Origin of the sequence: Microbacterium memoriense, from assembly GCF_025398275.1 — a bacterium.
Taxonomy (GTDB): domain Bacteria; phylum Actinomycetota; class Actinomycetes; order Actinomycetales; family Microbacteriaceae; genus Microbacterium; species Microbacterium memoriense.
In genome coordinates this window covers 70182-92147 of record NZ_JAODOR010000004.1, presented here as the reverse complement: position 1 = coordinate 92147, position 21966 = coordinate 70182, and the positions used below count along the sequence as shown (strand labels likewise).

Here is a 21966-nt window from a genome sequence, read left to right as displayed (position 1 = left end):
GGGGCAGGTGTGGCACCGTCGAGCCAACCGGACGTACACCTGAGCCGCTCGGCGCCGCGCAGGTGCCCGAGCGGTGCTGACTCAGGCCTCGGTGACGACGCCGGCCTCGACCCGCCACTGCCGGTCGGTCTGCACGGCCTGGAGCAGGCGGCGATCGTGGGTCACGAGCAGCAGCGTGCCCGTGTAGGACTCGAGTGCGTGCTCGAGCTGCTCGATCGCGGGCAGATCGAGATGGTTGGTCGGTTCATCGAGCACGAGCACGTTCACGCCGCGCGCTTGCAGCAGCGCGAGCCCCGCCCTCGTCCGCTCTCCTGGGGAGATCTCGTCCACGGGCCGTGTCACATGATCGGCGGTAAGGCCGAACTTCGCGAGGAGTGTCCGCACCTCGCCCGAGCTGAGTTCGGGAACCAGCGCCTCGAACGCCACGGCGAGCGGCTGCGATCCGACGAGCAAGGATCGCGCCTGATCGATCTCGCCGACCTGCACGTTCGCGCCGAGACTCGCTGTCCCCGCGTCGGGATGCTGGGTCCCCAGCAATGCGCGCAGCAGCGTCGACTTGCCCGCGCCGTTGGGCCCCGTGATGCCGATCCGCTCACCCGCGATGACTTGCAGCGAGACGGGACCGAGTGTGAAGTCGCCCTGGTGGAACACTGCCTCGCTGAGGGTGGAGACCACGGTGCTCGATCGGGGTGCGGCGCCGATCGTGAACTCGAGCTGCCATTCCTTGCGGGGCTCTTCCACCTCGTCGAGCCGCGCGATGCGGCTTTCCATCTGGCGTACCTTCTGCGCTTGTTTCTCGCTCGACTCCGTCGCGGCCTTCCGCCGGATCTTGTCGTTGTCGGGTGACTTCTTCATCGCGTTGCGAACGCCCTGACTCGTCCACTCGCGCTGCGTGCGGGCGCGTCCGACGAGCTCGGCCTTTTTCTCGGCGAACTCGTCATACTTCTCGCGCGCATGACGACGCAGCGTCGCGCGCTCTTCGAGGTACGCGTCGTACCCGCCGCCGAACACCCGGTTGGCGTTCTGCGCGAGATCGAGTTCCAGAACGCGCGTGACGCATCGGGCGAGGAACTCCCGATCGTGGCTGACGAGCACAACGCCGCCCCGGAGCCCACGAACGAACACTTCGAGCCGTTCGAGTCCGTCGAGGTCGAGATCGTTGGTGGGTTCGTCGAGCAGGACGATATCGAACCGTGAGAGCAGAAGCGCCGCGAGCCCCACCCGGGCGGCCTGCCCTCCCGAGAGGGAGGTCATCAGCGCCGTCGTTCCGAGGTCGAGACCGAGGCTCTGGAGGACCACCGGCATCCGCTCGTCGAGGTCGGCAGCGCCGCTCGCCATCCACCGGTCGAGGGCGGCGGAGTACACGTCGGCGGGGTCGGTACCCGGCACAGCGAGCGACGGGTCTGCGAACGCGAGAGCCGCGCCATCCATCTCGGCAGCCGCGGCCGCGCACCCGGTCCGCCGAGAAATATACTCGGCCACGCTCTCCCCGGCGACACGCTCGTGTTCTTGCGGCAGCCAGCCCACGAAGGCGTCGGTCGGCGCGAGCGATATGGTGCCCGCCTGAGGCTCGTCGATACCGGCGAGGAGACGCAGCAGGGTGGATTTGCCCGCGCCGTTGGCACCGACGACGCCCACGACGTCACCGGGCGCGACGGTGAGATCGAGCGCATCGAACAGCGTGCGATGTCCGTGGCCGCCGGCGACGCCGCGGGCCACGAGTGTTGCGGTCATCCCACAATCCTGTCAGGTACGCGTGGCGCATCCGGTCGCCGCCGCGCTTCTCAGCCCTCGGCGTGCGCCCCTGGAGGAGATGTGCGCTCCGGAGGATGGATTTCCGGCATCCATCCTCACGTTCGCCACTTCCCCTCGGGGCGCGCACGCAACCGGTGTTCACGTCGCGTCGCATAGCCTGGATCGATGGAACCGTGGGAGCTGCACGCCTGGCACGCCGACTTCCTCGACACCTGCAACCGCCACGACCTCGCCGCGATCCGCGGGTTCCTCTCCCCCACGGTGCGCCGGGCGCATCTCCCCCGCGGGGCGGATGCCTGGATCACCGACATCGAGGACCTCTTCCGCGGGTTCCCCGACTGGCGCTGGCGCCGCATCCAGCTTGTCGCCGAAGACGACCGGATCGCGGTGCACCTCCGCGGCGCCGGCACTCACACGGGAGCCTTCCGCGGCGTCGCGCCGACCCGCCGACATGTCAACATTGCCGAGTTTTCGATGCTCCGCGTCGAGCGCGACGTGGTCACGGAGCACGCCGGCACCGGCCCGCACGAGATCCTGGCGCAGCTGCGCGACTGAGCGCTCTAGCTACCTGCGGGGACCAGCGTGCGCACCTTCGCGAGCACGCGGTCTCTGAGCTCACGCACGCCGTCGATACCCCAGTTCTCGGGGTCAGCGAAGGACCACTCCACCAGGTCCCCGAGGACGGGTCCCGGCAAGGACAGCCCGGGCTTCATGGTCACCACGACGTCGGCCGAGGCGAGGTCCGCGACGGTGACGGCGCGGGGGCTCGCTTCTGACGTGTCGATGCCGAGCTCGCCGAGCGCTTCCGCCACGACGGGATTGATATGCTCGGCGGGCGAGACGCCGGCGCTGGTCGCGGTCACGCTGTCACCGGCGACGTGGGCGAGCAGGTGCGCACCGAGTTGGGAGCGGCCCGCGTTGTGCGTGCAGATGAAGAGGACGGTCGGCGATGCGGTCATGCGAGGACTCCTGCTCGTGTCTGGGCGCGAGACCACGCCTGGGTGGCGACCTGGACGGCATCCCACGGGGATCCGAGCGGAGGCGTGTAGGAGAGGTCCAGATCCGATACCTGGTCCACGGTCAACCCGCTGAACAGCGCGGTGGAGTAGGTATCGACGCGCTTCGCGGTTTCGGTGCCGAGTCGACCAACCAGCTGCGCGCCGAGAAGAAGTCCAGACTCCGCGTCGCCGGTGATTCGGATCGCAATGGGCTGCGCGCCCGGATAGTAGCGCTTGTGATCATCCGCCAGAGCTTCGGAGGTCACCGGCGCGAAGCCTGCCGCGGCGGCTTCGTGATCGCGCAATCCGGTACGCGCCGCGACGACGTCGAAGACCTTCACCACTTGAGTGCCGACCGACCCGGCGAAGCGCCGCTGTCCGCCGAGCGCGTTCTCTCCGGCGATGCGACCTTGCTTGTGCGCAGTCGTGCCGAGCGGAAGGTAGGTCACGCCGAGAAGGCGATGATGCGTGACGATGCCATCGCCCGCCGCGAACACGTGCGGAATGCCCGTGCGCATCTGCTCGTCGACGACGACGGCACGGCCGGCTCCGAGCCGCGCACCCGCATCCTCGAGGAGCGCCGTGTTGGGCCGGACACCGACGACAGCGAGGACGAGGTCGGCGGTGTGTGTGACCGACTGGCCGAGATGCTCCGCCCGCACGAACAATCCCGAGTCGGTTTTCTCCACCGCTGTCACGGTGGTGTTCGTGTGCACCTCCACGCCGTGCTCGAGCAGTTCCACGTGCACGGTGGCGGCAAGTTCAGGGTCGAGGGTGGAAAGCACTTCGGGTCCACGCTGCAGCTGAATCACCCGCATCCCCCGCGCCCGGAAGCCTTCCGCCATCTCGAGGCCCACGTACCCCGCGCCGATGATGATCGCGGTGCGCGGGTCACGTTGGGTGAGGTGCGCATCCAGCGCAAAGGTGTCGCCCATCGAATGGATGACGTGGACCCCGTCGTCGGGCCCGAGCGTGTCGAGACCATGGATGCCGGCGAATGCGGGAAGGGCTCCCGTGCCGACGATCAGCTCGTCATACGCGATCTTGCTCTCCCCCGCCTGATCGCGGACGGTCAGCGTCTGGGCCGCCGCATCAATGCGGGTGGCGAGGGTGCCCAGCCGGAGCCTCATTCCGGTTGCCTCGAGGTCGGCGTGGGTGCGGTGCGCGAGCGATTGCCACGGCTGGACGTCGCCGGAGAAGTAGTACGGGATGCCGCAAATCGAGTAGTTCGGATACTCGTCGGCGACCACCACGGTCACGTCGACCGAGGGGTCCAGCTCACGGGCGCGGAGCGCGGCGGAGATCCCCGCGTCGCTGCCGCCGATGGCGACGATGTGCATAAGTCAGTCCTGTCTCAGGGTCCGTGGAGAGGGTCGTGGGCGAGGATCAGCCGAGGGACGCGAGTTCTTCTTGCGCGACGCCGACTTGCTCTTCGGTGAGCGGCACCACGAGTGCTCGCGCGGCCACGTTCGCCGCGTTGTCGACATAGAAGTCAACGAAGCCCTTCACCTGCGGCTTGTCCGCGTAGGAAGCGTTGTTGACGTAGATGAACAGCGGACGACTGAGCGGCGTATAGCTGCTGTCTTGAACGGTCTCGACGGTCGGTGAAACGCCGTCAATCGATGCCGCGATGACAGCGTCGGCATTGGCCTCGACGTAGCTGAGGCCGAGGAACCCGATGCCGCCGAGGTTCTCCGCGACCCCCGCCACGGTCAGATTGTCGTCTTCGGATGCGTTGTAGTCTGCGCGGATGGCGCCTTCTTCACCGTTGATCTCGGCGCTGAAGTAGTCGAGCGTTCCCGAGTCCTGGCCCGCGCCGAACAGCACGAGCGGCTCGTCGGGGAAGGCGGCGTCGACCTGGTTCCAGGAGAGAATCTCACCTTCGGATGCGGGCGCCCAGATCGTGGCGAGCTGCTCAACGGTCAGGTCCGTCGCCCAGTCGTTCTCGGGGTTCAGGATCACAGACAGGCCGTCATTCGCGACGACGATCTCGGTGTAGTCGACGCCGGCGTCGCCACACGCAGCCTTCTCGTCTTCCGAGATCGCTCGCGAGGCGTTCGAGATATCGGTCTCTCCATCGCAGAACGCCCGAAATCCCGCCGTCGTGCCCGTGATGGTCGCGACCACGTCGACGTCCGGTTCCGTCCCCGCGAACAGGTAGGCGGCGGCGTCGGTAAGCGGCTCGACCGTGGACGATCCGTCGGTGACGACGATCCCACTGAGACCCTCACCGGTGTTGCTGGATGCTTCGCCTGCGCAGGCGCTGAGCGTCACGGCCAGCGAGAGCACTGCTGTCGCGCCGAGCACGGCGCGCGCACGACGGAGGTTCACGCGCCGCCTCGGGCGGGGAGAAGTTCTGCCAGCAGATCCTCGATTCGAGCGCGGATCTCGTCACGGATCGGCCGGACCGCGTCGATGCCCTGGCCGGCCGGATCATCGAGCTCCCAGTCCTCGTAGCGCTTCCCCGGGAAGATCGGGCACACGTCCCCGCAGCCCATTGTGATCACGACGTCGGATTCCTTGACGGCGTCGACGGTCAATACCTTGGGCGTGTTGCCCGCGATATCGATGCCTTCCTCGGCCATCGCCTCGATCGCGACCGGGTTGATCTGGTCCTTGGGCGCCGACCCTGCGGAGAGAACATCGATGTCACCGCCGCTCAGCGCCTGGAGATAGCCTGCAGCCATCTGGGAGCGTCCCGCGTTATGGACGCAGACGAACAGGACAGTGGGCTTGTTGGACATGGGGTCTCGCTTTCCTCAAGGAAAAGCATAGACCATGATCTATCTGTCAAGAAGAACGCGAGGTGAACATCAGTCGGGAACCACTTCGGCCAGAAGAGCGCGAACCCGCTCCTCGATGTTGTCGCGGATGCCACGCACTGCCTCCAACGGCTTACCCACTGGATCCTCCAGGTCCCAGTCGAGGTATCTGCGCCCGGAGTAGACGGGGCAGGCGTCGCCGCATCCCATCGTCACGACCACGTCGGCCGCCCGAACGGCTTCGTCGGTGAGCGGCTTCGGAAACTCCTCCCCGAGGGAGATCCCGATCTCATCCAGTGCCGTGACGATGCTCGCGCGCACCGCGCCGATCGGAGCCGAACCCGCTGTGCGGACGAGTACCCGCTCCCCCGCGAGTTGTCGGAGGATACCGGCGGCCATCTGCGAACGACCAGCATTTTCCACACAGACGAAAAGCACTTCGGGGACCCTTGCGCCCTTCGACGTCGATCGGGCCAGGGCGTCCAGTCGCACCGTGGCGAACGCTGCGGTGCGTGCGCCGAGCAGCACCGTGGAATTGGTCGCGGAGAGAAGCTCGCGACTTTCCCTCACGTAGCGCTCGACGGTCTCTTTGCCGAATGTGCCGCGGTACCGCTCGGCGAGGTTCCCGATCACCCGCGGCAGGTCGAGCTCGCGGCCGCTGTCCGAGTCGTCGCCCAAGAGCGCGTGAACACGCTCGGCGTGGCGCGGATCCAGCGAATACCAGACGCGCCGGCCCTCCGGCTGACGCCGAACGATGCCCTCGTCGGCCAGGGCCTTCATGTGGTGACTGACCGTCGGTTGCCGAAGATCCAGCGTCGTGGCGAGTTCGCCGACAAGCGCGCGACCATCCGCCGAATCTCGGATCAGTCGCAGGATCCGCGCGCGGGTCGGGTCTGCCAGCACAGACAGATCCGAAGCCACCGAAGAATCGCTCATAGACCTGAGTCTATTCATCAGCGGGTTCACGACCGTCAGGTCATATCGAATACCATCTATATATGACGAAGGAGCTCGACGTGACCGACCCGATCACCGGCCCGATTCACCGTGAGCTGCGCAGCGCCGCCGCATACCTCCCTCTCGCCTCATGAGCGCAGACACCGCTCGCGCCCTCACCGGCGAGTTTCTTGGCAGCGCCCTCTTGGCCGCCGTCGTCGTCGGCTCCGGCATCGCCGCGCAGAACCTTTCCCCGTCGGACGTGGGCCTCCAGCTCTTCGAAAACGCCTTCGCCACGGCGCTCGGATTGGCGGTGCTCATCCTGCTGCTTCAGACCGTCTCCGGCGCGCATTTCAACCCGGTCGTCTCCCTCGTGGATGCCGCACTGCATCGCAAGGGCGTACCGCTCACCGCGGCATACATTCCGACCCAGATCCTCGGCTGCATCGGGGGAACCGTCCTCGCGAACCTGATGTTCGCAGCGCCTGCCATCGCGTGGAGCACCACCGACCGCGCCTCAGCGCCGCACCTTCTCGCGGAGGTCGTCGCCACTGCCGGCCTCGTCCTGCTGATCTTCGCGCTCGTGCGCACCGATCGCTCCCACCTCGCCGGACCCGCGGTCGGCGCGTATATCGGCGCGGCCTACTTCTTCACGTCATCGACGAGTTTCGCCAACCCCGCCATCACGATCGGTCGCGCCTTCACCGATACCTTCGCTGGCATCGCCCCGGCATCCGTCCTGCCGTACATCGCCGCGCAACTCATCGGCGGTGCGCTCGGCTGGATGCTGGTGCGACTGCTTTTTCCGGCCGCATCCCCCGCGCCGCTCCCGACTGATCAGCGGACTTCAGCAGCCAGACCCTAATGGAGCGCTTGTGTGCCACTTTTCGCGCACCCTGGACCACTGCAGCGGGTCCGAGTCCATGGTGACGGTGTTGCGCTAGAATTATGTACATGACGACTCTCTCGCTCGCGGATGCCCGCGCATCGCTCAGCAAGCACATCGACTCGGCTGCAACCACGCACGAACGATTCGACATCACCCGCAACGGAGCGCGAGTCGCCGTGCTGCTGAGCGCAGAAGACTACGACTCACTCCTTGAAACGGTCGATATCCTCAGCCACCCTGAAGAGGTGGCAGCCCTGAGGATGGCAATCTCCGAGCTCGAGGCGGGCGACGTCTCATCTGCAGATGACGTACGGGCGGCGATGATCGCCCGCGGCCGGCTCGGCAAGTGAGGGCGCCGTACGACGTCGTCTTCACGAAGTCGGCGCGACGCGCACTCGAGAACACACTCCCCGAATCAGTGGCCGCCGCCGCTTTCGAGTTCATCGTCGGAGCTCTGGCCGAGAATCCGAGAAGGGTGGGGAAGCCGTTGCGCGAGCCGCTCGCACCCCTGTACTCGGCGCGGAGAGGAGACTATCGAGTGCTCTACCGAATCGAGGACGACAGATTGGTCATCGAGATCGTCACCGTCGAGCACCGACGTGATGTCTACCGCCACCACTGAACACTCAACGCGCCAGGGTCGGGCTAGCAGCTTCATGGCCGCTCCGGATCGAGGACCTCGACGACGAACCTCGATCAGGGCCTACCCCGGATTCAGACGTTGAAGCGGAACTCCACCGGGTTACGTCAGCGTTAGCGGTGTGATCTTTCGTGCTCCGTAGTGCGCACTGACGGCACGCCGGGGACCCGCTCTGACAAACTAGGTTCCATGGAAGAAGCCATCGACGAGTGGGAAGCGTCCGTCGCCGATCTCTGGGGTCGATTCGATTCCCTCGGCCGTAATGAAGGCGTCGCAGCCATGCGCGAGTTGGCTGACGCCTGCCCGGCTACCGACGGCCGTGCCGCGTTCGAGCTTGCGGGCATGTATGACTCGATGGGCTTTGAAGCTGAGGCAGGCGCAGAGTATGAGCGCGCGCTCGAACTCGGTCTCGACCAAGCTCGGCACGCACAAGTCGCGGTGCAGTACGGATCGACACTGCGCAATCTCGGCCGCTTCGACGAAGCAATAGCAATCCTGAATGCCGCCCCGACGCATGAATCCACCGGCTCCGCACCTCGTGTCGTGTTGGCCCTTGCCCTGCACAGCGCAGGCCGCAAGGACGAGGCGCTCCGAGTCGCCATCGAGGCGCAGATTGACGCATTACCGCAGTACCAACGCTCGATGCGTAACTACGCTGCCGCGCTCACCGAACCGGCAATGTCAGACAACCCCGTTATACGTTGAACCGGAACTCCACCACGTCGCCGTCCTGCATCACGTAGTCCTTGCCCTCGAGCCGCGCCTTACCCTTCGAGCGGGCTTCGGCGACCGATCCGGTCGCGACGAGATCTTCGAAGCTGATGACCTCCGCTTTGATGAAGCCCTTTTCGAAGTCGGTGTGGATGACGCCGGCCGCTGCGGGCGCCTTCCAGCCTTTACCGATCGTCCAGGCGCGAGCCTCTTTCGGCCCCGCCGTGAGGTAGGTCTGCAGTCCGAGCGTGTCGAAACCGATGCGGGCGAGCTGATCGAGTCCGGACTCGGTCTGGCCCGTGGATGCCAGGAGCTCAGCGGCATCCTCCGGGTCGAGGTCGATGAGCTCCGACTCGATCTTGGCGTCGAGGAAGACGGCTTTCGCCGGTGCGACCAGGGCGGCAAGCTCGGCCGTGCGGGCGGCATCCGTCAGGACCGTCTCGTCGACGTTGAAGACGAAGATGAACGGCTTCGCGGTCAGCAAGCCGAGTTCGCGGATGGGCGCGAGGTCGATCTTCGAGGCAGACAAGAGCTCGCCGCGCTGCAGCGCGTCGCGCGCGGCGACGGCCGTCTCGAGGACCGACGGATCGAGCTTGCGTCCCTTGACTTCCTTTTCGTACCGGGTGATCGCCTTCTCGAGGGTCTCGAGGTCGGCGAGCTGGAGCTCGGCGTTGATGGTCTCCATGTCGTTCTGCGGGTTGACCGCACCGTCGACGTGCACGACATCGCCGTCGGCGAATCCACGAACCACCTGCGCGATCGCATCGGCCTCTCGGATGTTGGCGAGGAACTTGTTGCCGAGGCCCTCCCCCTCGCTCGCGCCGCGCACGATGCCCGCGATGTCGACGAACGACACGGCTGCGGGCAGAATCCGCTCGGAGTGGAAGATCTCGGCGAGCGTGTCGAGTCGGGGGTCGGGGAGGTTCACAACGCCGATGTTCGGCTCGATCGTCGCGAACGGATAGTTCGCCGCGAGCACGTCGTTCTTAGTCAGCGCGTTGAAGAGCGTCGACTTGCCGACGTTGGGGAGACCGACGATTCCAATGGTAAGAGCCACGGGATGTCAGTCTACGCGGCGTCCGCGTCATCACCGGGCGGCGTGGCATCCCGTCGATGTCGGATGCCCGCGCGCGGGTGGAGGTGTGCCCCTGGACTTCACCGCGATCGATTTCGAAACGGCGAACTCTTCGAGCGCCTCGGCCTGCGCGGTGGGACTCACCCGGGTGAGAGACGGCCGCGTCGTGGCGACGGCAGGATGGCTGATCCAACCGCCGGCTGGGCATGATCGCTTCTTCGAGCTGAACACGGACATCCACGGGATTCGCGCCGAGGACGTCGTCGGCGCCCCTGGGTGGTCCGACCAGCTAGCGGCGCTCACCGCTTTCATCGGCGACGACATCGTGGTCGCCCACAACGCCGGCTTCGACATGTCGGTGTTGCGTCGCGCGTGCGAAGCGACGCAGGACGCGTGTCCGCCGTACCGCTACGTATGCAGCCTGCAGGTCTCACGGAAGACATATGAGCTGCCGTCTTACCGCCTTCCGTTCGTTGCGGCCGCGGCCGGGTTCCTCGATTTCGCGCACCACGATGCGACCGCCGACGCGCTCGCCTGCGCACACATCATGATCGACGTGGCGCGCCGCGCCGGCGCCCAGGACGTCGTCGAGCTCGCCATGTTGCTGGGCGTACGCGTGCCGCAGATCGTCGTCGAGACGTCGACACCCGTCCCCACGCTCTGAGAATCCGGCCGATGTCGGCGGCTCGGGTCATGCTGGGCACATGGATGCCGCCATCATCACCGCCCTCATCGTCGCAAGTCTCTTCGCGGGCTTGCTCGCCGGCTGGTTCGCCGGGGCCGCACGCGTCGCGGAGCGCGCCGCGCGCGACAGTGCGAACCTCCTGGCGCGGGTCGCCGCGGCGGAGGCAGGCAGCGCGGCTCTGACCGAACAGCTCGACCAGCAGCGAGCACTCACGCGGGAGCTGGGAACGCAGGCGCGGGCCGACAGCGCCGCCCGCGACGAACGCGAGCGGCGGGAACAGCAGGTGCTCCGCGCCCTCGCGCCGGTACAAGAGAGTCTGCAGGCGATGCAGGGCAAGGTCGACGAACTCGAGCGCGAACGCCGGGAGCAGTTCGGGTCCCTCGCCGAGCAGCTCCGGCGTGCGCAGGAGTCCGACGAGGCGCTGCGATCGACGACCGAGTCCCTCGCGGGCGCGTTGCGCTCGAACTCCGCGCGAGGCGTCTGGGGCGAAACACAGCTGCGCCGCATCGTCGAGTCTGCCGGCCTCACCCGCTTTGTCGACTTCGAGACGCAGGCCACGATCGATTCGGACGCCGGAGCCGGCCGGCCGGACCTCGTCGTCCGACTTCCCGGCGACAAAGCTCTTGCGGTGGATGCGAAGGTGCCGCTCGATGCGTATCTCGAAGCCAGTGCGATCCCCCTCACCGCGACCGGAGCCGAGGGCGCGCGGCGCAAGGCGTTGCTCCAGCGGCATGTGAAAGCCGTGCGTGCGCACGTCGACGCGCTCGCGAAGAAGGCCTACTGGGCGGGGCTGTCGTCGAGTCCCGAGTTCGTGGTCTGTTTCATCCCGAGCGAGTCGCTCCTAGCGGCAGCACTCGAGGAAGACCCCTCGCTCCTGGACTATGCGTTCGGGCGACGCGTGGCGTTGGCGTCGCCGGTGAACCTCTGGGCGGTGTTGAAAACCGTCGCCTACACCTGGACGCAGCAGGATGTGTCGGATGAAGCGCGCACCCTTTTCGCGCTCGGCAACGAGCTGTACCAGCGCCTCGGCAGCCTCACCGGTCACGCCGAGGATCTCCGCCGTGCCATCGAACGCACGGTCGACAGTTACAACCGCTTTGCGGGGTCACTGGAGACTCGCGTACTCGTCACTGCCCGCAAGTTTCCCGGGATCGATGAGACCCGGCTCGACGCGGTCGCCGCACCCGCTCCCGTCGAAACCGCAACACGCCGGCTCACAGCTCCCGAGCTGACGTCAGTCACGGCGGATCTCGGCGAGGTCCGTACGCGGCTCGAAGAGGTCGACGTCGAGGACCAGATCAGCCGGGGAAGAAGTTGAGTAGCCCGACGACAGAGAGCGACACGAAGACGAAGGCACCGATCATCCACCACGCGCTCACCTGGTGTCCTTCGGGGACACGGCGACGCAGCAGCACGTCCGGGCGCCGCGCGGGGTCGATCGGCACAGCGATCTGACCGGTACGCGGACTGGGTGATGCAGTGGACATGTGACCTCCGGAGGGTATGGACGACCAACGTGTCTCCGATGACACCGGGTCACAGTCTGCCAGAGAGAACCCCCGATATCCTGTGTGCCGCCGCGCGCCGCCCGATCAGTCGCCCGCGCTCAGAGCCACTTCGACGCGAGGTGCTCCGACGTGATGCGGCGAAGCGTGCCCGATGCTCCGCGCAACACCACGCTCTCGGTGATGATGTAGTCCGGGCCGGAGCGGCGCACACCGCTGACCAGCTCACCGTTGGTCACGCCCGTTGCCACGAAGATCGTGTTCGAGCCCTTGACCAGCTCATCGGCTTCATACACGTAGTCGTCGAGGCGGAGCCCGGCGTCGATCCCCTTCTGCTTCTCCTCGTCATCCCGCGCCCAGAGCCGCCCCTGGATGTGGCCACCGAGCGCCTTGATCGCGCACGTCGTCGCGACGCCTTCCGGACTTCCGCCGATCCCGATGCACATGTCCGTCCGCGCGTTGTAGCGTGCGGCGTTGATCCCACCGGCCACGTCCCCATCGCTCATGAGACGGGTGCCGGCTCCCGAGGCGCGGATGTCGTCGATCAGCTGTGCGTGACGGGGACGGTTCAGCACCGACACGACGAGTTCGTCGACCGGTTTGTCGAGTGCCTTGGCGAGCCGGCGGATGTTCTCCCCGACCGGAAGGCGGATGTCGACGACACCCACACCCGCCGGTCCCGTGACGATCTTGTCCATGTAGAAGACCGTGGATGCATCGAGCATCGCGCCGCGGTCCGCGACGGCCAACACCGACAGCGCGTTGTTGCGCCCCTCGGCCGTCAAGGTCGTGCCGTCGATGGGATCGACGGCGATGTCGCACTGGGGGCCGCGGCCGGTGCCGACATGCTCGCCGTTGAAGAGCATCGGCGCGTTGTCCTTCTCGCCCTCCCCGATCACGATCACACCGTCGAAGTTCACCGTCGTGAGGAAGGCCCGCATCGCGTCGACGGCCGCACCGTCGGCAAGTTCCTTCTTGCCTCGACCGATGAAAGGCACCGAGCGGATGGCTGCGGCCTCGGTCGCACGCACGAGTTCCAGTGCGAGGTTGCGGTCGGGATGCAGGGGACTCATGTCCGCGGTCAGGCTCACCATGGAGCACAGCCTAGATCTGGAGCGTGCGCGAAGACAGGAATTTCCGGCATCCATCGACGAAGGAATCTCGATTCTTTCCGCACAGGCAAGCTGGATTTGGTCCGGCTCTCTCATCGCCGTGGCGTCACCACCTTCGCTAGGCTGACCGATGGAATCACCGCCGACCTGAGCAGACCTCAAGGAGCAGACATGCCCGTCGCAACCCCCGAGCAATACGCCGAAATGCTGGACCGCGCGAAGACCGGTGGGTACGCCTTCCCCGCGATCAACGCCGCCAGCTCCCAGTCGATCAACGCCGTCCTGCAGGGACTGACCGAAGCCGGATCCGACGGCATCATCCAGGTCACCACCGGTGGCGCCGACTACTTCGCCGGCCACACCGTGAAGGGCCGTGCGACCGGCGCGATCGCTTTCGCCAAGTTCGCCACCGAGGTCGCCAAGAACTACCCGATCACCGTCGCCCTCCACACCGACCACTGCCCGAAGCCGGCCCTCGAAGACTTCGTGCTGCCGCTGATCGCCGCATCCGAAGAAGAGGTCAAGGCCGGCCGCAACCCGCTCTTCCAGTCGCACATGTGGGACGGCTCGGCGGTCACTCTCGATGAGAACATCGAGATCGCCCAGCAGCTCCTCCCCCGCCTCAAGGCGATCAACGCGATTCTCGAGGTCGAGATCGGCGTCGTCGGCGGCGAAGAGGACGGCGTTCAGCACGAAGGATCCAACGACGCGCTCTACACCACGACCGCCGACGTGTCGAAGTTCGTCGACGCGCTCGGTCTCGGCGAGCAGGGCCGCTACATCGCAGCTCTCACCTTCGGCAACGTGCACGGCGTCTACAAGCCCGGCGGCGTGAAGCTCCGCCCCGAGCTGCTCGGCGAGATCCAGGCCGGCATCGCCGAGAAGTTCGGCACGGCAGCAAAGCCCCTCGACCTCGTCTTCCACGGCGGCAGCGGCTCGACCCCGGAAGAGATCGCCACGGCGGTCGCCAACGGTGTCATCAAGATGAACATCGACACCGACACGCAGTATGCGTTCACGCGTTCGGTCGCCGGCTTCATGTTCCAGAACTACGAGGGCGTCCTCAAGGTCGACGGCGAGGTGGGTAACAAGAAGGCCTACGACCCGCGCGCCTGGGGCAAGGTCGCCGAGTCCGCCATGGCCGCGCGTGTCGTCGAGGCGACGCAGCAGCTCGGTTCGGCAGGACACTCGATCAGCATCTGACCGCGCTCTTCACGAACGCCTCGACCCACACGGGTCGAGGCGTTCGTCGTGGTGCGGATCACCCGCCGAAGAAGGCTGAAATAGCTGGGTCACCCACGAGCGGAATCGTGAGGCAGATGCTCACGATGACGAAGCTGACCGCGGCGCCGACGACGGGAATCCACCAGCTGAGCCGCCCGGCGACGACGGAACGCCAGCCGAAGAAAGCGGTCAGAGCCCACCCGAGAGCGAAGACACCCGCGCCGATCCGGCTCCAGAGATCACCCTGCGCGGTGTTGGTGAAGGTCCCGTCGATCCCGGCGAGCCCCATCCACGTCTCAGCGAACGCGGAGAAGTCCCACAGCTGCGGTACGGCGCTGATCACCGTGACGAGTCCGTAGGCCAGGAGCGCGAAGGTGAAGATCCGGTCGACGGTGCGCCGACGCACCGGTGTGGATGCCGGGGATGCTCCTGCCGGTGCGACCGGCGATGCCACGATGACGGGCACCGCCACGGACTCGCGGACGGGTTCGCGGATACTCGCCCGTTGCTGCTCGGGCGTCGCGTACTCGCCGTACTGCGGACGGGGCCGCGGATCGGGCACGGCGTCCGCGGGGGTGCTCACGAGCGACGTCCACCCAGGGCACGGTCGTCGCGTCGGCCACCGGCATCCTGACGCAGTTCTTTGGGGAGCGAGAAGATGAGGTCTTCCTCGGCGGTGCGGATCTGCTCGACGTCGCGGTAGCCGGCGCCGGCAAGTTCGGACAGCACTTCCTCGACCAGGATCTCCGGCACCGAGGCACCGGAGGTGACACCGACGGTCTCGACACCGTCGAGCCAGGACTGTTGGATTTCATGCGCGTAGTCGACCCGGTACGACGCCTTTGCGCCGTACTCGAGAGCAACCTCGACAAGCCGCACGCTGTTGGACGAGTTGGCAGAACCGACCACGATCACGAGGTCGGCACCCTTGGCCACCTTCTTGATCGCGACCTGCCGGTTCTGCGTGGCGTAGCAGATGTCGTCGGACGGCGGATCCTGCAGATCGGGGAAGCGCGTGCGCAGACGCCGTACGGTCTCCATCGTCTCGTCGACGGAGAGCGTGGTCTGCGAGAGCCACACGACCTTCGACGGGTCCTTCACCTCGACGACGTCGGCGTGATCGGGCGAATTGACCACCGTGATGTGCTCGGGCGCCTCACCGGCGGTCCCCTCGACCTCTTCGTGTCCCTCGTGGCCGATCAGCAGGATCTCGAAATCGTCCCGGGCGAAGCGCACCGCCTCGCGGTGCACCTTCGTCACGAGCGGGCAGGTGGCGTCGATCGCCTGCAGACCGCGATCGGCGGCTTCGCTGACGACCGCGGGCGACACACCGTGAGCGCTGAAGACGACGTGCGAGCCCTCGGGAACCTCGTCGACCTCTTCGACGAAGATCGCACCCTTCGACTCGAGTTCGGTCACCACGTGGATGTTGTGCACGATCTGTTTGCGCACATACACGGGGGCCCCGAAGCGTTCGAGCGCCTTCTCGACAGCGATGACGGCGCGGTCGACGCCGGCACAGTACCCGCGCGGCGAGGCCAGGAGGACCTTCTTGTGTCCGGGGACCGGGTTATCCTGAAGCCGTCCACGCGGGCCGGGAATGTGCGGCAACGGAAGTCGGACGGCAGTTGAGCTCACCCCTCGATTGTATTGATCCGCGTCCGTGTAAAGGCCGTGTAGCGCGGGAAGGATGCCATGACCTCGTTCGAATCGGCGCCGGGACAGGTCCCGCCGCCCGATGCCGTCCATCCGCGCGACTCTTCGCCGGAGACTCCGACCTCGGTCACGCGACTGAACGAGACCATCCGCGACTTCGTCCAGCGGTGGAGCGCAGTGTGGGTGGAAGGCGAGATCACGGCGTGGAATCTGCGCGGTGGCCACGTGTTCGGCCGATTGAAGGATGCCTCGGGCGACGCCATGATCTCCTTCCGTCTGTGGTCCTCCACGCTCCAGCGTCTGCCGGATACGCTTCGCAGCGGCGACCGCGTGGTCGCGTGCGTCAAGCCGGACTACTTCGTGAAGTCCGGCGACTTCAGTTTCACCGTCTCGTCCATGCGGCACACCGGACTCGGTGAGCAGCTGGAGAAACTCGAGCGCTTGCGCGCGCAACTGCGCTCCGAGGGCTTGTTCGACCCGGCGACGAAGAAGCGTCTCCCCTTCCTCCCTACCGTCATCGGACTCATCACGGGCGAACGCAGCGACGCCGAGAAAGATGTGCACCGCAACGCCGAGCTCCGCTGGCCGCACGTGCGTTTCCGGACGATCCACGCGGCGGTTCAGGGCGACCGGTGCGTGCCCGAAACCCTCAGCGCTCTCCAGACGCTGGATGCCGATCCCGAGGTCGACGTGATCATCATCGCCCGCGGCGGCGGCGACCCGCAGACCCTGCTCGGCTTCAGCGACGAGAGACTGCTGCGTGCGGTGGCGGCGGCATCCACGCCGATCGTCTCGGCGATCGGACATGAGAACGACCATCCGCTGCTGGACGAGGTCGCCGACCTCCGCGCGTCGACCCCGACCGACGCCGCCAAAAAGGTCGTCCCGGACGTCGCGGAACAGCGCGCGATCGTGCAGCAGCTGCGCTCCCGCGCCCGCACCCGCCTGACCCAGCGGGTCAGCCATGACATCGCCCAGCTCGAGCAGCTGCGCACCCGGCCCGTGCTGCGCTCCCCCGAGTCGCTCCTGACGAGCCGCACACACGAGCTCTGGACCCTCCGCTCCCGCGGACGCGACATCGTCGGCCGGCAGATGGATGCCGCCGATCGGCAGGCGACACATCTCCGCGCGTCCCTGCGCGCGCTCTCCCCCGGCGCAACCCTCGACCGCGGGTATGCGATCGCGCATGTCGGCGACGGTGTCATCGTGCGCGATGCCGCGCAGGCTCCCGCCGGCACGGCCGTCGTCGTCACGGTCGCCCAGGGATCGTTCGCCGCACGCTCCGAGGGTGAAGTTCCCGAAGCGCCGGCGAGCCGGGACACCACGCGCGGCGACTCTAGGATGGACTCATGACCAGCGAGGGTGTCGTCGATGTCACGAGCCTGTCTTTCGAGCAGGCCCGAGATGAGCTCGTGCGCGTCGTCGCCGAGCTCGAACAGGGTGCACCGACACTCGAGCAGTCCCTGACCCTGTGGACGCGCGGCGAGGCCCTCGCGGCCCGGTGCGAAGAATGGCTGCGCGGAGCGAAGCAGCTGCTCGAGGCGTCCCGGCCGACCGGTCCGGAGTCATGATGGCCGCCGCTCCCCGCGTGGTTGCGGAGCTCGGTCGCCCGGAGACCGCGGACGAGACCGCGGCTCGAAAAGCCGCATCCTCGGCCGCTTACCGCTCGAGCAAGACATTCCGTAACCTCATCGTCGCCCTCCTGGTGACCGTCGCAGTCGTCGCGGTCGTCGTCTTCGGAGTGCCCCGCGGCGCCCTGCCCGACCCGGAGCCGGCCGACGTCGCCGCCTCCGCCGCCTCGGCCTCGGCGAGCGTTGGCCAACCGCTCCTCGTTCCGGTAGTCCCGGAGGATTGGCGCGCCAATTCTGCTCGGCTCGAAGGCACGAGCATGTGGCGTGTCGTCTACGCACCCCCGGAGGGGTTCATCCGCGTGGCGCACGGTCTCGGCGCCTCCCCCACGTGGGCATCCGAGACCCTGGGCGGGCTCGCGCCGACCGGCAGCGTGACGATCGACGGCATCGTGTGGGACGAGTACACGATCCCGAGCGCCGCCCAGACTGCCGCGATCTCGTACGCTCTCGCGACGGATGCCGGCGCCGACACCGTTCTGATCTACGGGGCGACCGATGCGGAGACCGCTGCGGTCGCCGCCGAGGGCGTCGCAGAGCAGATCCGCAACCTGCGCAAGGAGACACCGTGAACGAGCGGCAGCAGCACCCAGCCCCGGCCGCCGTCTGGGAAGAGATGCGCCTCGGCAACGAGCGCTTCATCGCCGGGGAGCCCCGGCATCCCCGTCAGGACGTCGAACGGCGCAACGAACTCGCACACTCCCAAACGCCGCAGGCGGCTCTGTTCGGCTGCGCCGACTCACGGCTTGCCGCCGAGATCATCTTCGACCAGGGTCTCGGTGACCTCTTCGTGGTCCGCAATGCCGGCCAGGTCGCCTCCGACTCCGCTATCGCGAGCCTCGAGTACGCCGTCGCGGTCCTCCACGTGTCTCTGATCATCGTGTTGGCCCACGACGAGTGCGGGGCGGTGCGCGCCGCGATCGACTCGACCGCGCTCGACTCGGATGAGCTTCCGCCGCACATCTGGCGTCTGATCGCGAAGATCGTGCCGGCTGCCCGCACGGTTCTCCGCCGCACGCCAGGAGCGAATCCGCAGAACCTCGACGCCGAACAGGTCGGTCGCGAGCACCTGAAGAACACGGTCGATGACCTGCTGGCGTCGTCTCGCCTCATCACCGAGGCCGTCGAGTCGGGCCGCCTGGCCATCGTCGGCTCCAACTACCGCCTGAGCGAAGGCACGACCATCCCCCAGGTGATGGTCGGGCTCGAACCCTGATATCCACCCGACTGACACACCCCAGGAACAAGGACGTGACCGCAATGACCGCTGCCACCGAGTACCGCATCGAGCACGACACGATGGGAGAAGTGCGCGTCCCGATCGACGCGCTGTACGCCGCGCAGACCCAGCGCGCCGTCGAGAACTTCCCCATCTCCGGTGATCCCCTCGATCCCGCCCAGATCGTCGCCCTCGCGCGCATCAAGAAGGCCGCGGCTCTCGCCAACAAGGCGCTGGGCACTCTCGATGGCCGGATCGCCGATGCCATCGCCCGCGCGGCCGACCAGATCATCGACGGCGGACACGGCGATCAGTTCCCGATCGACGTGTATCAGACCGGCAGCGGCACGTCCTCGAACATGAACATGAACGAGGTGCTCGCGACCCTGGCCACGCGCGACCTCGGCGAGCCGGTTCATCCGAACGATCATGTGAACGCCTCGCAGTCCTCCAACGACGTGTTCCCCACGTCGGTGCACATCGCGGTCACGCAGGCCCTCATCGACGATCTCATCCCCGCGCTCGATCACCTCGCCGTGGCTCTCGAGACCAAGGCAGAGCTCTGGAAGACGGTCGTGAAGTCGGGCCGCACGCACCTGATGGATGCCACGCCCGTGACCCTGGGCCAGGAGTTCGGCGGCTACGCCCGTCAGATGCGCCTCGGCATCGAGCGCGTCCAGGCGGTGATCCCCCACGTCGCGGAAGTTCCGCTCGGCGGCACCGCCGTCGGCACCGGCATCAACACGCCGCCCGGTTTCCCGCAGAAGGTCATCGCGCTGATCGTCTCGGAAACCGAGTTGCCCGTGACGGAAGCCAAGGACCACTTCGAGGCACAGGCCAACCGCGACGCGCTCGTGGAAGCATCCGGAGCACTTCGCACGATCGCCGTCTCGCTGACCAAGATCAACAACGACATCCGCTGGATGGGATCCGGGCCCAACACCGGTCTCGGCGAGCTGCACATTCCCGACCTGCAGCCCGGGTCGTCGATCATGCCCGGCAAGGTGAACCCGGTCGTCCCCGAAGCGACGCTCATGGTCTGCGCGCGCGTGATCGGCAACGACGCGACGATCGCCTGGTCGGGAGCGTCGGGCCTGTTCGAACTCAACGTCGCGATCCCCGTCATGGGAACGGCGCTGCTGGAGTCGATTCGCCTGCTCTCCAACTCGATGCGCGTTCTCGCCGACAAGACCATCGATGGCCTGGAAGCGAACGTCGAACGCGCGGCAGCGTACGCCGGTATGTCGCCGTCGATCGTGACCCCGCTCAACAAGCTGATCGGGTACGAGGCGGCCGCGAAGATCGCGAAGCACTCGGTCGCTCAGGGCATCACCGTCCGCGAGGCCGTCATCGATCTCGGCTACGTCGCGCGCGGCGAGCTGACCGAAGAGCAGCTCGACGAAAAACTCGATCTGCTCTCCATGACCCACTCTGGGTGATAATCAGAGCGTGAACCGGATGCCGGGTACGCCATCGCGGCGTGCACGCACGCTGGGATTGGTCCTGGCGGTCGTTGCCGCGGGCTTCGCGCTGACGGCGCTGGCCGTGGGGCTCGTGTGCGCGCTCACCGGCATCGCCGTGCCCTGGATGGCCGGGCTGGTCTATGCCGTGTTGGCCCTCTTGACCCTCGCGGTGACGGCGATCGTGGGATGGATCTTGCTGGAAGAACCACCCGTCGTGCGCGGCGGGGACCCCGCAGAAGGATCCTTCGATGCGCAGCGTCGGCTGCTGGATGACGTCCGACACGAGCTGAAGACTCCCATCACGATCGTGCGCGGCCACCTGGAGGTCATGGATACGTCCGATGCTGAGGACGTCACCGCGATCCGGGATCTCGGGATCGCCGAGCTCGACCGTATGACCCGACTGATCGGCGATATCGACCTGCTTGCCGCCGTCGAAACCGACCAGGTCACGATGAGCGACGTCGACCTCACCGTCCTCACCCAGCGCATCTCGGAACTGGTCTCCGTGATCCCGGGACACCAGTGGAGCACTGAGCAGCAGGCGACGGGCGTCATTCGCGGCGATCGGGATCGACTTCTGCAGGCCTGGCTGCAGCTCGCCGACAACGCCGCCAAGTACACGCCGCCCGGGAGCCCGATCGAGCTGGGCAGCGCGATGCACGCCTCCGGCGCACAGCTGTGGGTGCGCGATCATGGCCCGGGGATCCCGCATGCCGTGCGGCACCGCATCTTCCGCCGCTTCGACCGCGGCTCGGGAAAGCGCGTCGTGGGTGGATCGGGGCTGGGCCTCGCGATCGTCGACGCCATCGCGAAGACGCACGGTGGTCATTGCTCTGTCGCGGACACACCGGGCGGCGGAGCCACCTTCACGATCGACATCCCGATCGGCACCCGCGCAAGCCTTCCGACGCCTGTCCGCGCCGGCGATGTCGTACTCCAGCGAGAGGCCTCCGGATGACCCGCATCCTCGTCGTCGATGACGAACCCCACATCGTCTCTCTCGTCTCCCGGAGCCTCAACGCCGAGGGCTTCGACACGGTCTCTGCCGATGACGGCGCGGAGGCGCTCGAGCGCGCGCAGGTCGGGGACATCGACCTGATCGTGCTCGATGTCGGGCTGCCGACGATGGACGGCTTCGAGGTCCTGCGCCTCCTGCGCGCGGCCGGTGAGCGGATGCCGGTCATCATGCTGACCGCCCGGAGCTCCGCCCACGATGCTGTCGAGGGTCTCGATGCCGGGGCGAGCGACTATGTCCCGAAGCCGTTTTCCGTGGCCGAACTCCTGGCCCGCGTGCGCTCACGGCTGCGGGAATACACCGGCGCGGCGACGATGACCCTCACCCATGACGATGTGACGCTGGACATCCTCGGCCGGCGGATGACCGTCGCGGGGCGCGAGATCGACCTGTCGGCGCGCGAGTTCGCTCTCGCCGAGCAGTTCCTTCGCCATCCCGGAGACGTACTGACGCGTGAAGTGCTGCTGAGTAGCGTGTGGGGCATGGACTTCGATCCCGGGTCAAACGTCGTCGACGTCTACGTGCGCTACCTGCGCGCCAAACTCGGGGCCGACCACATCGTCACCGTCCGCGGCGAGGGCTACCGCTGGGAGTGAGCCGCCGGCGGCGTTCGTCGTCGCCGTTCGCTGACCGCGGGCCGCTGACCGGTGACGAACTCCGCAGAATGTCGCCGACTCCGCACCGATCCCC

The 21966-nt window shown here is 67.1% G+C and carries 26 protein-coding genes; 15 read left to right on the top strand and 11 right to left on the bottom strand.

Annotated elements, in window-relative coordinates:
* Positions 1 to 81: 81 nt before the first annotated feature.
* Positions 82 to 1734, bottom strand: a complete 1653-nt coding sequence (locus N4R40_RS03160; protein ID WP_261605913.1) for an ABC-F family ATP-binding cassette domain-containing protein — start codon at positions 1732 to 1734, stop codon at positions 82 to 84.
* A gap of 186 nt (positions 1735 to 1920) precedes the next feature.
* On the opposite strand from N4R40_RS03160, the gene N4R40_RS03155 reads away from it, so the two are divergent.
* Positions 1921 to 2310, top strand: a complete 390-nt coding sequence (locus tag N4R40_RS03155; protein ID WP_261605912.1) for an ester cyclase — start codon at positions 1921 to 1923, stop codon at positions 2308 to 2310.
* A gap of 5 nt (positions 2311 to 2315) precedes the next feature.
* Here N4R40_RS03155 and N4R40_RS03150 read toward each other — a convergent pair whose 3' ends face one another.
* The 5 genes from N4R40_RS03150 to N4R40_RS03130 form a co-directional block, all read right to left on the bottom strand.
* Entirely contained in the window at positions 2316 to 2714 is a 399-nt protein-coding gene (locus N4R40_RS03150; protein WP_261605911.1) for an arsenate-mycothiol transferase ArsC, read from the bottom strand.
* Positions 2711 to 4093, bottom strand: coding sequence for an FAD-dependent oxidoreductase (locus tag N4R40_RS03145; RefSeq protein ID WP_261605910.1), 1383 nt, complete (start codon positions 4091 to 4093; stop codon positions 2711 to 2713). The genes N4R40_RS03150 and N4R40_RS03145 overlap by 4 nt, the downstream gene beginning before the upstream one ends.
* Before the next feature lie 46 nt (positions 4094 to 4139).
* Positions 4140 to 5084, bottom strand: coding sequence for a PstS family phosphate ABC transporter substrate-binding protein (locus N4R40_RS03140; RefSeq protein WP_261605909.1), 945 nt, complete (start codon positions 5082 to 5084; stop codon positions 4140 to 4142).
* On the bottom strand, positions 5081 to 5497 hold the full coding sequence (locus N4R40_RS03135; protein WP_261605908.1) for an arsenate reductase ArsC: 417 nt from the start codon (positions 5495 to 5497) through the stop codon (positions 5081 to 5083). The genes N4R40_RS03140 and N4R40_RS03135 overlap by 4 nt, the downstream gene beginning before the upstream one ends.
* Before the next feature lie 69 nt (positions 5498 to 5566).
* Entirely contained in the window at positions 5567 to 6451 is an 885-nt protein-coding gene (locus N4R40_RS03130; protein WP_261605907.1) for a metalloregulator ArsR/SmtB family transcription factor, read from the bottom strand.
* 151 nt (positions 6452 to 6602) lie between these two features.
* Between N4R40_RS03130 and N4R40_RS03125 the strand changes: the two genes are divergently transcribed.
* The 4 genes from N4R40_RS03125 (at position 6603) to N4R40_RS03110 (ending at position 8685) form a co-directional block, all read left to right on the top strand.
* Complete coding sequence (locus N4R40_RS03125) at positions 6603 to 7316, top strand: aquaporin (RefSeq protein WP_261605906.1); 714 nt, start codon at positions 6603 to 6605, stop codon at positions 7314 to 7316.
* An 89-nt stretch (positions 7317 to 7405) separates the two neighbouring features.
* Positions 7406 to 7690 carry a type II toxin-antitoxin system Phd/YefM family antitoxin gene (locus N4R40_RS03120; protein ID WP_261605905.1) on the top strand — a complete coding sequence of 95 codons (285 nt, stop codon included), beginning with the start codon at positions 7406 to 7408 and terminating at the stop codon, positions 7688 to 7690.
* Positions 7687 to 7962 (top strand): type II toxin-antitoxin system RelE family toxin, encoded by a 276-nt coding sequence (locus tag N4R40_RS03115; protein ID WP_261605904.1) that lies wholly within the window; start codon positions 7687 to 7689, stop codon positions 7960 to 7962. The genes N4R40_RS03120 and N4R40_RS03115 overlap by 4 nt, the downstream gene beginning before the upstream one ends.
* Positions 7963 to 8169: 207 nt before the next feature.
* Positions 8170 to 8685 (top strand): tetratricopeptide repeat protein, encoded by a 516-nt coding sequence (locus N4R40_RS03110; RefSeq protein ID WP_261605903.1) that lies wholly within the window; start codon positions 8170 to 8172, stop codon positions 8683 to 8685.
* Here the strand turns inward: N4R40_RS03110 and ychF are convergent.
* Complete coding sequence (ychF, locus tag N4R40_RS03105; protein ID WP_261605902.1) at positions 8675 to 9748, bottom strand: redox-regulated ATPase YchF; 1074 nt, start codon at positions 9746 to 9748, stop codon at positions 8675 to 8677. The genes N4R40_RS03110 and ychF overlap by 11 nt on opposite strands.
* Before the next feature lie 85 nt (positions 9749 to 9833).
* Between ychF and N4R40_RS03100 the strand changes: the two genes are divergently transcribed.
* On the top strand, positions 9834 to 10430 hold the full coding sequence (locus N4R40_RS03100) for a 3'-5' exonuclease (protein WP_261605901.1): 597 nt from the start codon (positions 9834 to 9836) through the stop codon (positions 10428 to 10430).
* Positions 10431 to 10470: 40 nt separating this feature from the next.
* Complete coding sequence (locus N4R40_RS03095; RefSeq protein WP_261605900.1) at positions 10471 to 11769, top strand: DNA recombination protein RmuC; 1299 nt, start codon at positions 10471 to 10473, stop codon at positions 11767 to 11769.
* On the opposite strand, the gene N4R40_RS03090 is transcribed toward N4R40_RS03095, so the two are convergent.
* Together N4R40_RS03090 and glpX are read right to left on the bottom strand one after the other, a co-directional pair.
* A complete protein-coding gene (locus tag N4R40_RS03090) occupies positions 11750 to 11938 on the bottom strand; it encodes a UDP-N-acetylmuramyl pentapeptide phosphotransferase (RefSeq protein ID WP_261605899.1) in 189 nt (62 codons plus the stop codon). The genes N4R40_RS03095 and N4R40_RS03090 overlap by 20 nt on opposite strands.
* Positions 11939 to 12057: 119 nt before the next feature.
* On the bottom strand, positions 12058 to 13050 hold the full coding sequence (glpX, locus tag N4R40_RS03085) for a class II fructose-bisphosphatase (protein WP_261605898.1): 993 nt from the start codon (positions 13048 to 13050) through the stop codon (positions 12058 to 12060).
* Between the two features lie 189 nt (positions 13051 to 13239).
* On the opposite strand from glpX, the gene fbaA reads away from it, so the two are divergent.
* Complete coding sequence (gene fbaA, locus N4R40_RS03080) at positions 13240 to 14271, top strand: class II fructose-bisphosphate aldolase (RefSeq protein ID WP_261605897.1); 1032 nt, start codon at positions 13240 to 13242, stop codon at positions 14269 to 14271.
* A gap of 58 nt (positions 14272 to 14329) precedes the next feature.
* On the opposite strand, the gene N4R40_RS03075 is transcribed toward fbaA, so the two are convergent.
* Together N4R40_RS03075 and N4R40_RS03070 are read right to left on the bottom strand one after the other, a co-directional pair.
* Positions 14330 to 14875: a DUF6264 family protein gene (locus N4R40_RS03075; RefSeq protein WP_261605896.1), complete on the bottom strand. Its 546-nt coding sequence runs from the start codon at positions 14873 to 14875 to the stop codon at positions 14330 to 14332.
* On the bottom strand, positions 14872 to 15903 hold the full coding sequence (locus N4R40_RS03070) for a 4-hydroxy-3-methylbut-2-enyl diphosphate reductase (RefSeq protein ID WP_315902485.1): 1032 nt from the start codon (positions 15901 to 15903) through the stop codon (positions 14872 to 14874). The genes N4R40_RS03075 and N4R40_RS03070 overlap by 4 nt, the downstream gene beginning before the upstream one ends.
* An 84-nt stretch (positions 15904 to 15987) precedes the next feature.
* Here N4R40_RS03070 and xseA point away from each other — a divergent pair, with 84 nt between their 5' ends.
* From xseA to N4R40_RS03035, 7 genes are read left to right on the top strand one after another with little or no spacing between them, the layout of a single operon-like run.
* Complete coding sequence (gene xseA / locus N4R40_RS03065; RefSeq protein WP_261605894.1) at positions 15988 to 17301, top strand: exodeoxyribonuclease VII large subunit; 1314 nt, start codon at positions 15988 to 15990, stop codon at positions 17299 to 17301.
* Positions 17298 to 17519: an exodeoxyribonuclease VII small subunit gene (locus N4R40_RS03060; protein ID WP_261605893.1), complete on the top strand. Its 222-nt coding sequence runs from the start codon at positions 17298 to 17300 to the stop codon at positions 17517 to 17519. The genes xseA and N4R40_RS03060 overlap by 4 nt, the downstream gene beginning before the upstream one ends.
* Positions 17519 to 18148, top strand: a complete 630-nt coding sequence (locus tag N4R40_RS03055) for a DUF4245 domain-containing protein (RefSeq protein WP_261605892.1) — start codon at positions 17519 to 17521, stop codon at positions 18146 to 18148. Before N4R40_RS03060 ends, N4R40_RS03055 begins: the two co-directional genes overlap by 1 nt.
* A 44-nt stretch (positions 18149 to 18192) precedes the next feature.
* Positions 18193 to 18792 (top strand): carbonic anhydrase, encoded by a 600-nt coding sequence (locus N4R40_RS03050; RefSeq protein WP_261606207.1) that lies wholly within the window; start codon positions 18193 to 18195, stop codon positions 18790 to 18792.
* A 44-nt stretch (positions 18793 to 18836) separates the two neighbouring features.
* On the top strand, positions 18837 to 20234 hold the full coding sequence (locus tag N4R40_RS03045) for a class II fumarate hydratase (RefSeq protein WP_261606206.1): 1398 nt from the start codon (positions 18837 to 18839) through the stop codon (positions 20232 to 20234).
* Positions 20235 to 20253: 19 nt separating this feature from the next.
* Complete coding sequence (locus N4R40_RS03040; RefSeq protein ID WP_261605891.1) at positions 20254 to 21219, top strand: ATP-binding protein; 966 nt, start codon at positions 20254 to 20256, stop codon at positions 21217 to 21219.
* On the top strand, positions 21216 to 21872 hold the full coding sequence (locus N4R40_RS03035) for a response regulator transcription factor (protein WP_261605890.1): 657 nt from the start codon (positions 21216 to 21218) through the stop codon (positions 21870 to 21872). The genes N4R40_RS03040 and N4R40_RS03035 overlap by 4 nt, the downstream gene beginning before the upstream one ends.
* Positions 21873 to 21966 lie beyond the last annotated feature (94 nt).

What these genes read in the sequence shown, in the direction of transcription:
- N4R40_RS03050 (WP_261606207.1), top strand. Translation starts at nt 18,193, where the DNA reads ATGCGCCTCGGCAACGAGCGCTTCATCGCCGGGGAGCCCCGGCATCCC.
- N4R40_RS03040 (WP_261605891.1), top strand. Translation starts at nt 20,254, where the DNA reads ATGCCGGGTACGCCATCGCGGCGTGCACGCACGCTGGGATTGGTCCTG.
- N4R40_RS03155 (WP_261605912.1), top strand. Translation starts at nt 1,921, where the DNA reads ATGGAACCGTGGGAGCTGCACGCCTGGCACGCCGACTTCCTCGACACC.
- N4R40_RS03095 (WP_261605900.1), top strand. Translation starts at nt 10,471, where the DNA reads ATGGATGCCGCCATCATCACCGCCCTCATCGTCGCAAGTCTCTTCGCG.
- N4R40_RS03090 (WP_261605899.1), bottom strand. Translation starts at nt 11,938, where the DNA reads ATGTCCACTGCATCACCCAGTCCGCGTACCGGTCAGATCGCTGTGCCG.
- N4R40_RS03135 (WP_261605908.1), bottom strand. Translation starts at nt 5,497, where the DNA reads ATGTCCAACAAGCCCACTGTCCTGTTCGTCTGCGTCCATAACGCGGGA.
- glpX (WP_261605898.1), bottom strand. Translation starts at nt 13,050, where the DNA reads ATGGTGAGCCTGACCGCGGACATGAGTCCCCTGCATCCCGACCGCAAC.
- N4R40_RS03160 (WP_261605913.1), bottom strand. Translation starts at nt 1,734, where the DNA reads ATGACCGCAACACTCGTGGCCCGCGGCGTCGCCGGCGGCCACGGACAT.
- N4R40_RS03045 (WP_261606206.1), top strand. Translation starts at nt 18,837, where the DNA reads ATGACCGCTGCCACCGAGTACCGCATCGAGCACGACACGATGGGAGAA.
- N4R40_RS03120 (WP_261605905.1), top strand. Translation starts at nt 7,406, where the DNA reads ATGACGACTCTCTCGCTCGCGGATGCCCGCGCATCGCTCAGCAAGCAC.
- fbaA (WP_261605897.1), top strand. Translation starts at nt 13,240, where the DNA reads ATGCCCGTCGCAACCCCCGAGCAATACGCCGAAATGCTGGACCGCGCG.
- N4R40_RS03060 (WP_261605893.1), top strand. Translation starts at nt 17,298, where the DNA reads ATGACCAGCGAGGGTGTCGTCGATGTCACGAGCCTGTCTTTCGAGCAG.
- N4R40_RS03035 (WP_261605890.1), top strand. Translation starts at nt 21,216, where the DNA reads ATGACCCGCATCCTCGTCGTCGATGACGAACCCCACATCGTCTCTCTC.
- N4R40_RS03150 (WP_261605911.1), bottom strand. Translation starts at nt 2,714, where the DNA reads ATGACCGCATCGCCGACCGTCCTCTTCATCTGCACGCACAACGCGGGC.
- N4R40_RS03145 (WP_261605910.1), bottom strand. Translation starts at nt 4,093, where the DNA reads ATGCACATCGTCGCCATCGGCGGCAGCGACGCGGGGATCTCCGCCGCG.
- N4R40_RS03130 (WP_261605907.1), bottom strand. Translation starts at nt 6,451, where the DNA reads ATGAGCGATTCTTCGGTGGCTTCGGATCTGTCTGTGCTGGCAGACCCG.
- N4R40_RS03110 (WP_261605903.1), top strand. Translation starts at nt 8,170, where the DNA reads ATGGAAGAAGCCATCGACGAGTGGGAAGCGTCCGTCGCCGATCTCTGG.
- N4R40_RS03055 (WP_261605892.1), top strand. Translation starts at nt 17,519, where the DNA reads ATGGCCGCCGCTCCCCGCGTGGTTGCGGAGCTCGGTCGCCCGGAGACC.
- N4R40_RS03125 (WP_261605906.1), top strand. Translation starts at nt 6,603, where the DNA reads ATGAGCGCAGACACCGCTCGCGCCCTCACCGGCGAGTTTCTTGGCAGC.
- xseA (WP_261605894.1), top strand. Translation starts at nt 15,988, where the DNA reads ATGACCTCGTTCGAATCGGCGCCGGGACAGGTCCCGCCGCCCGATGCC.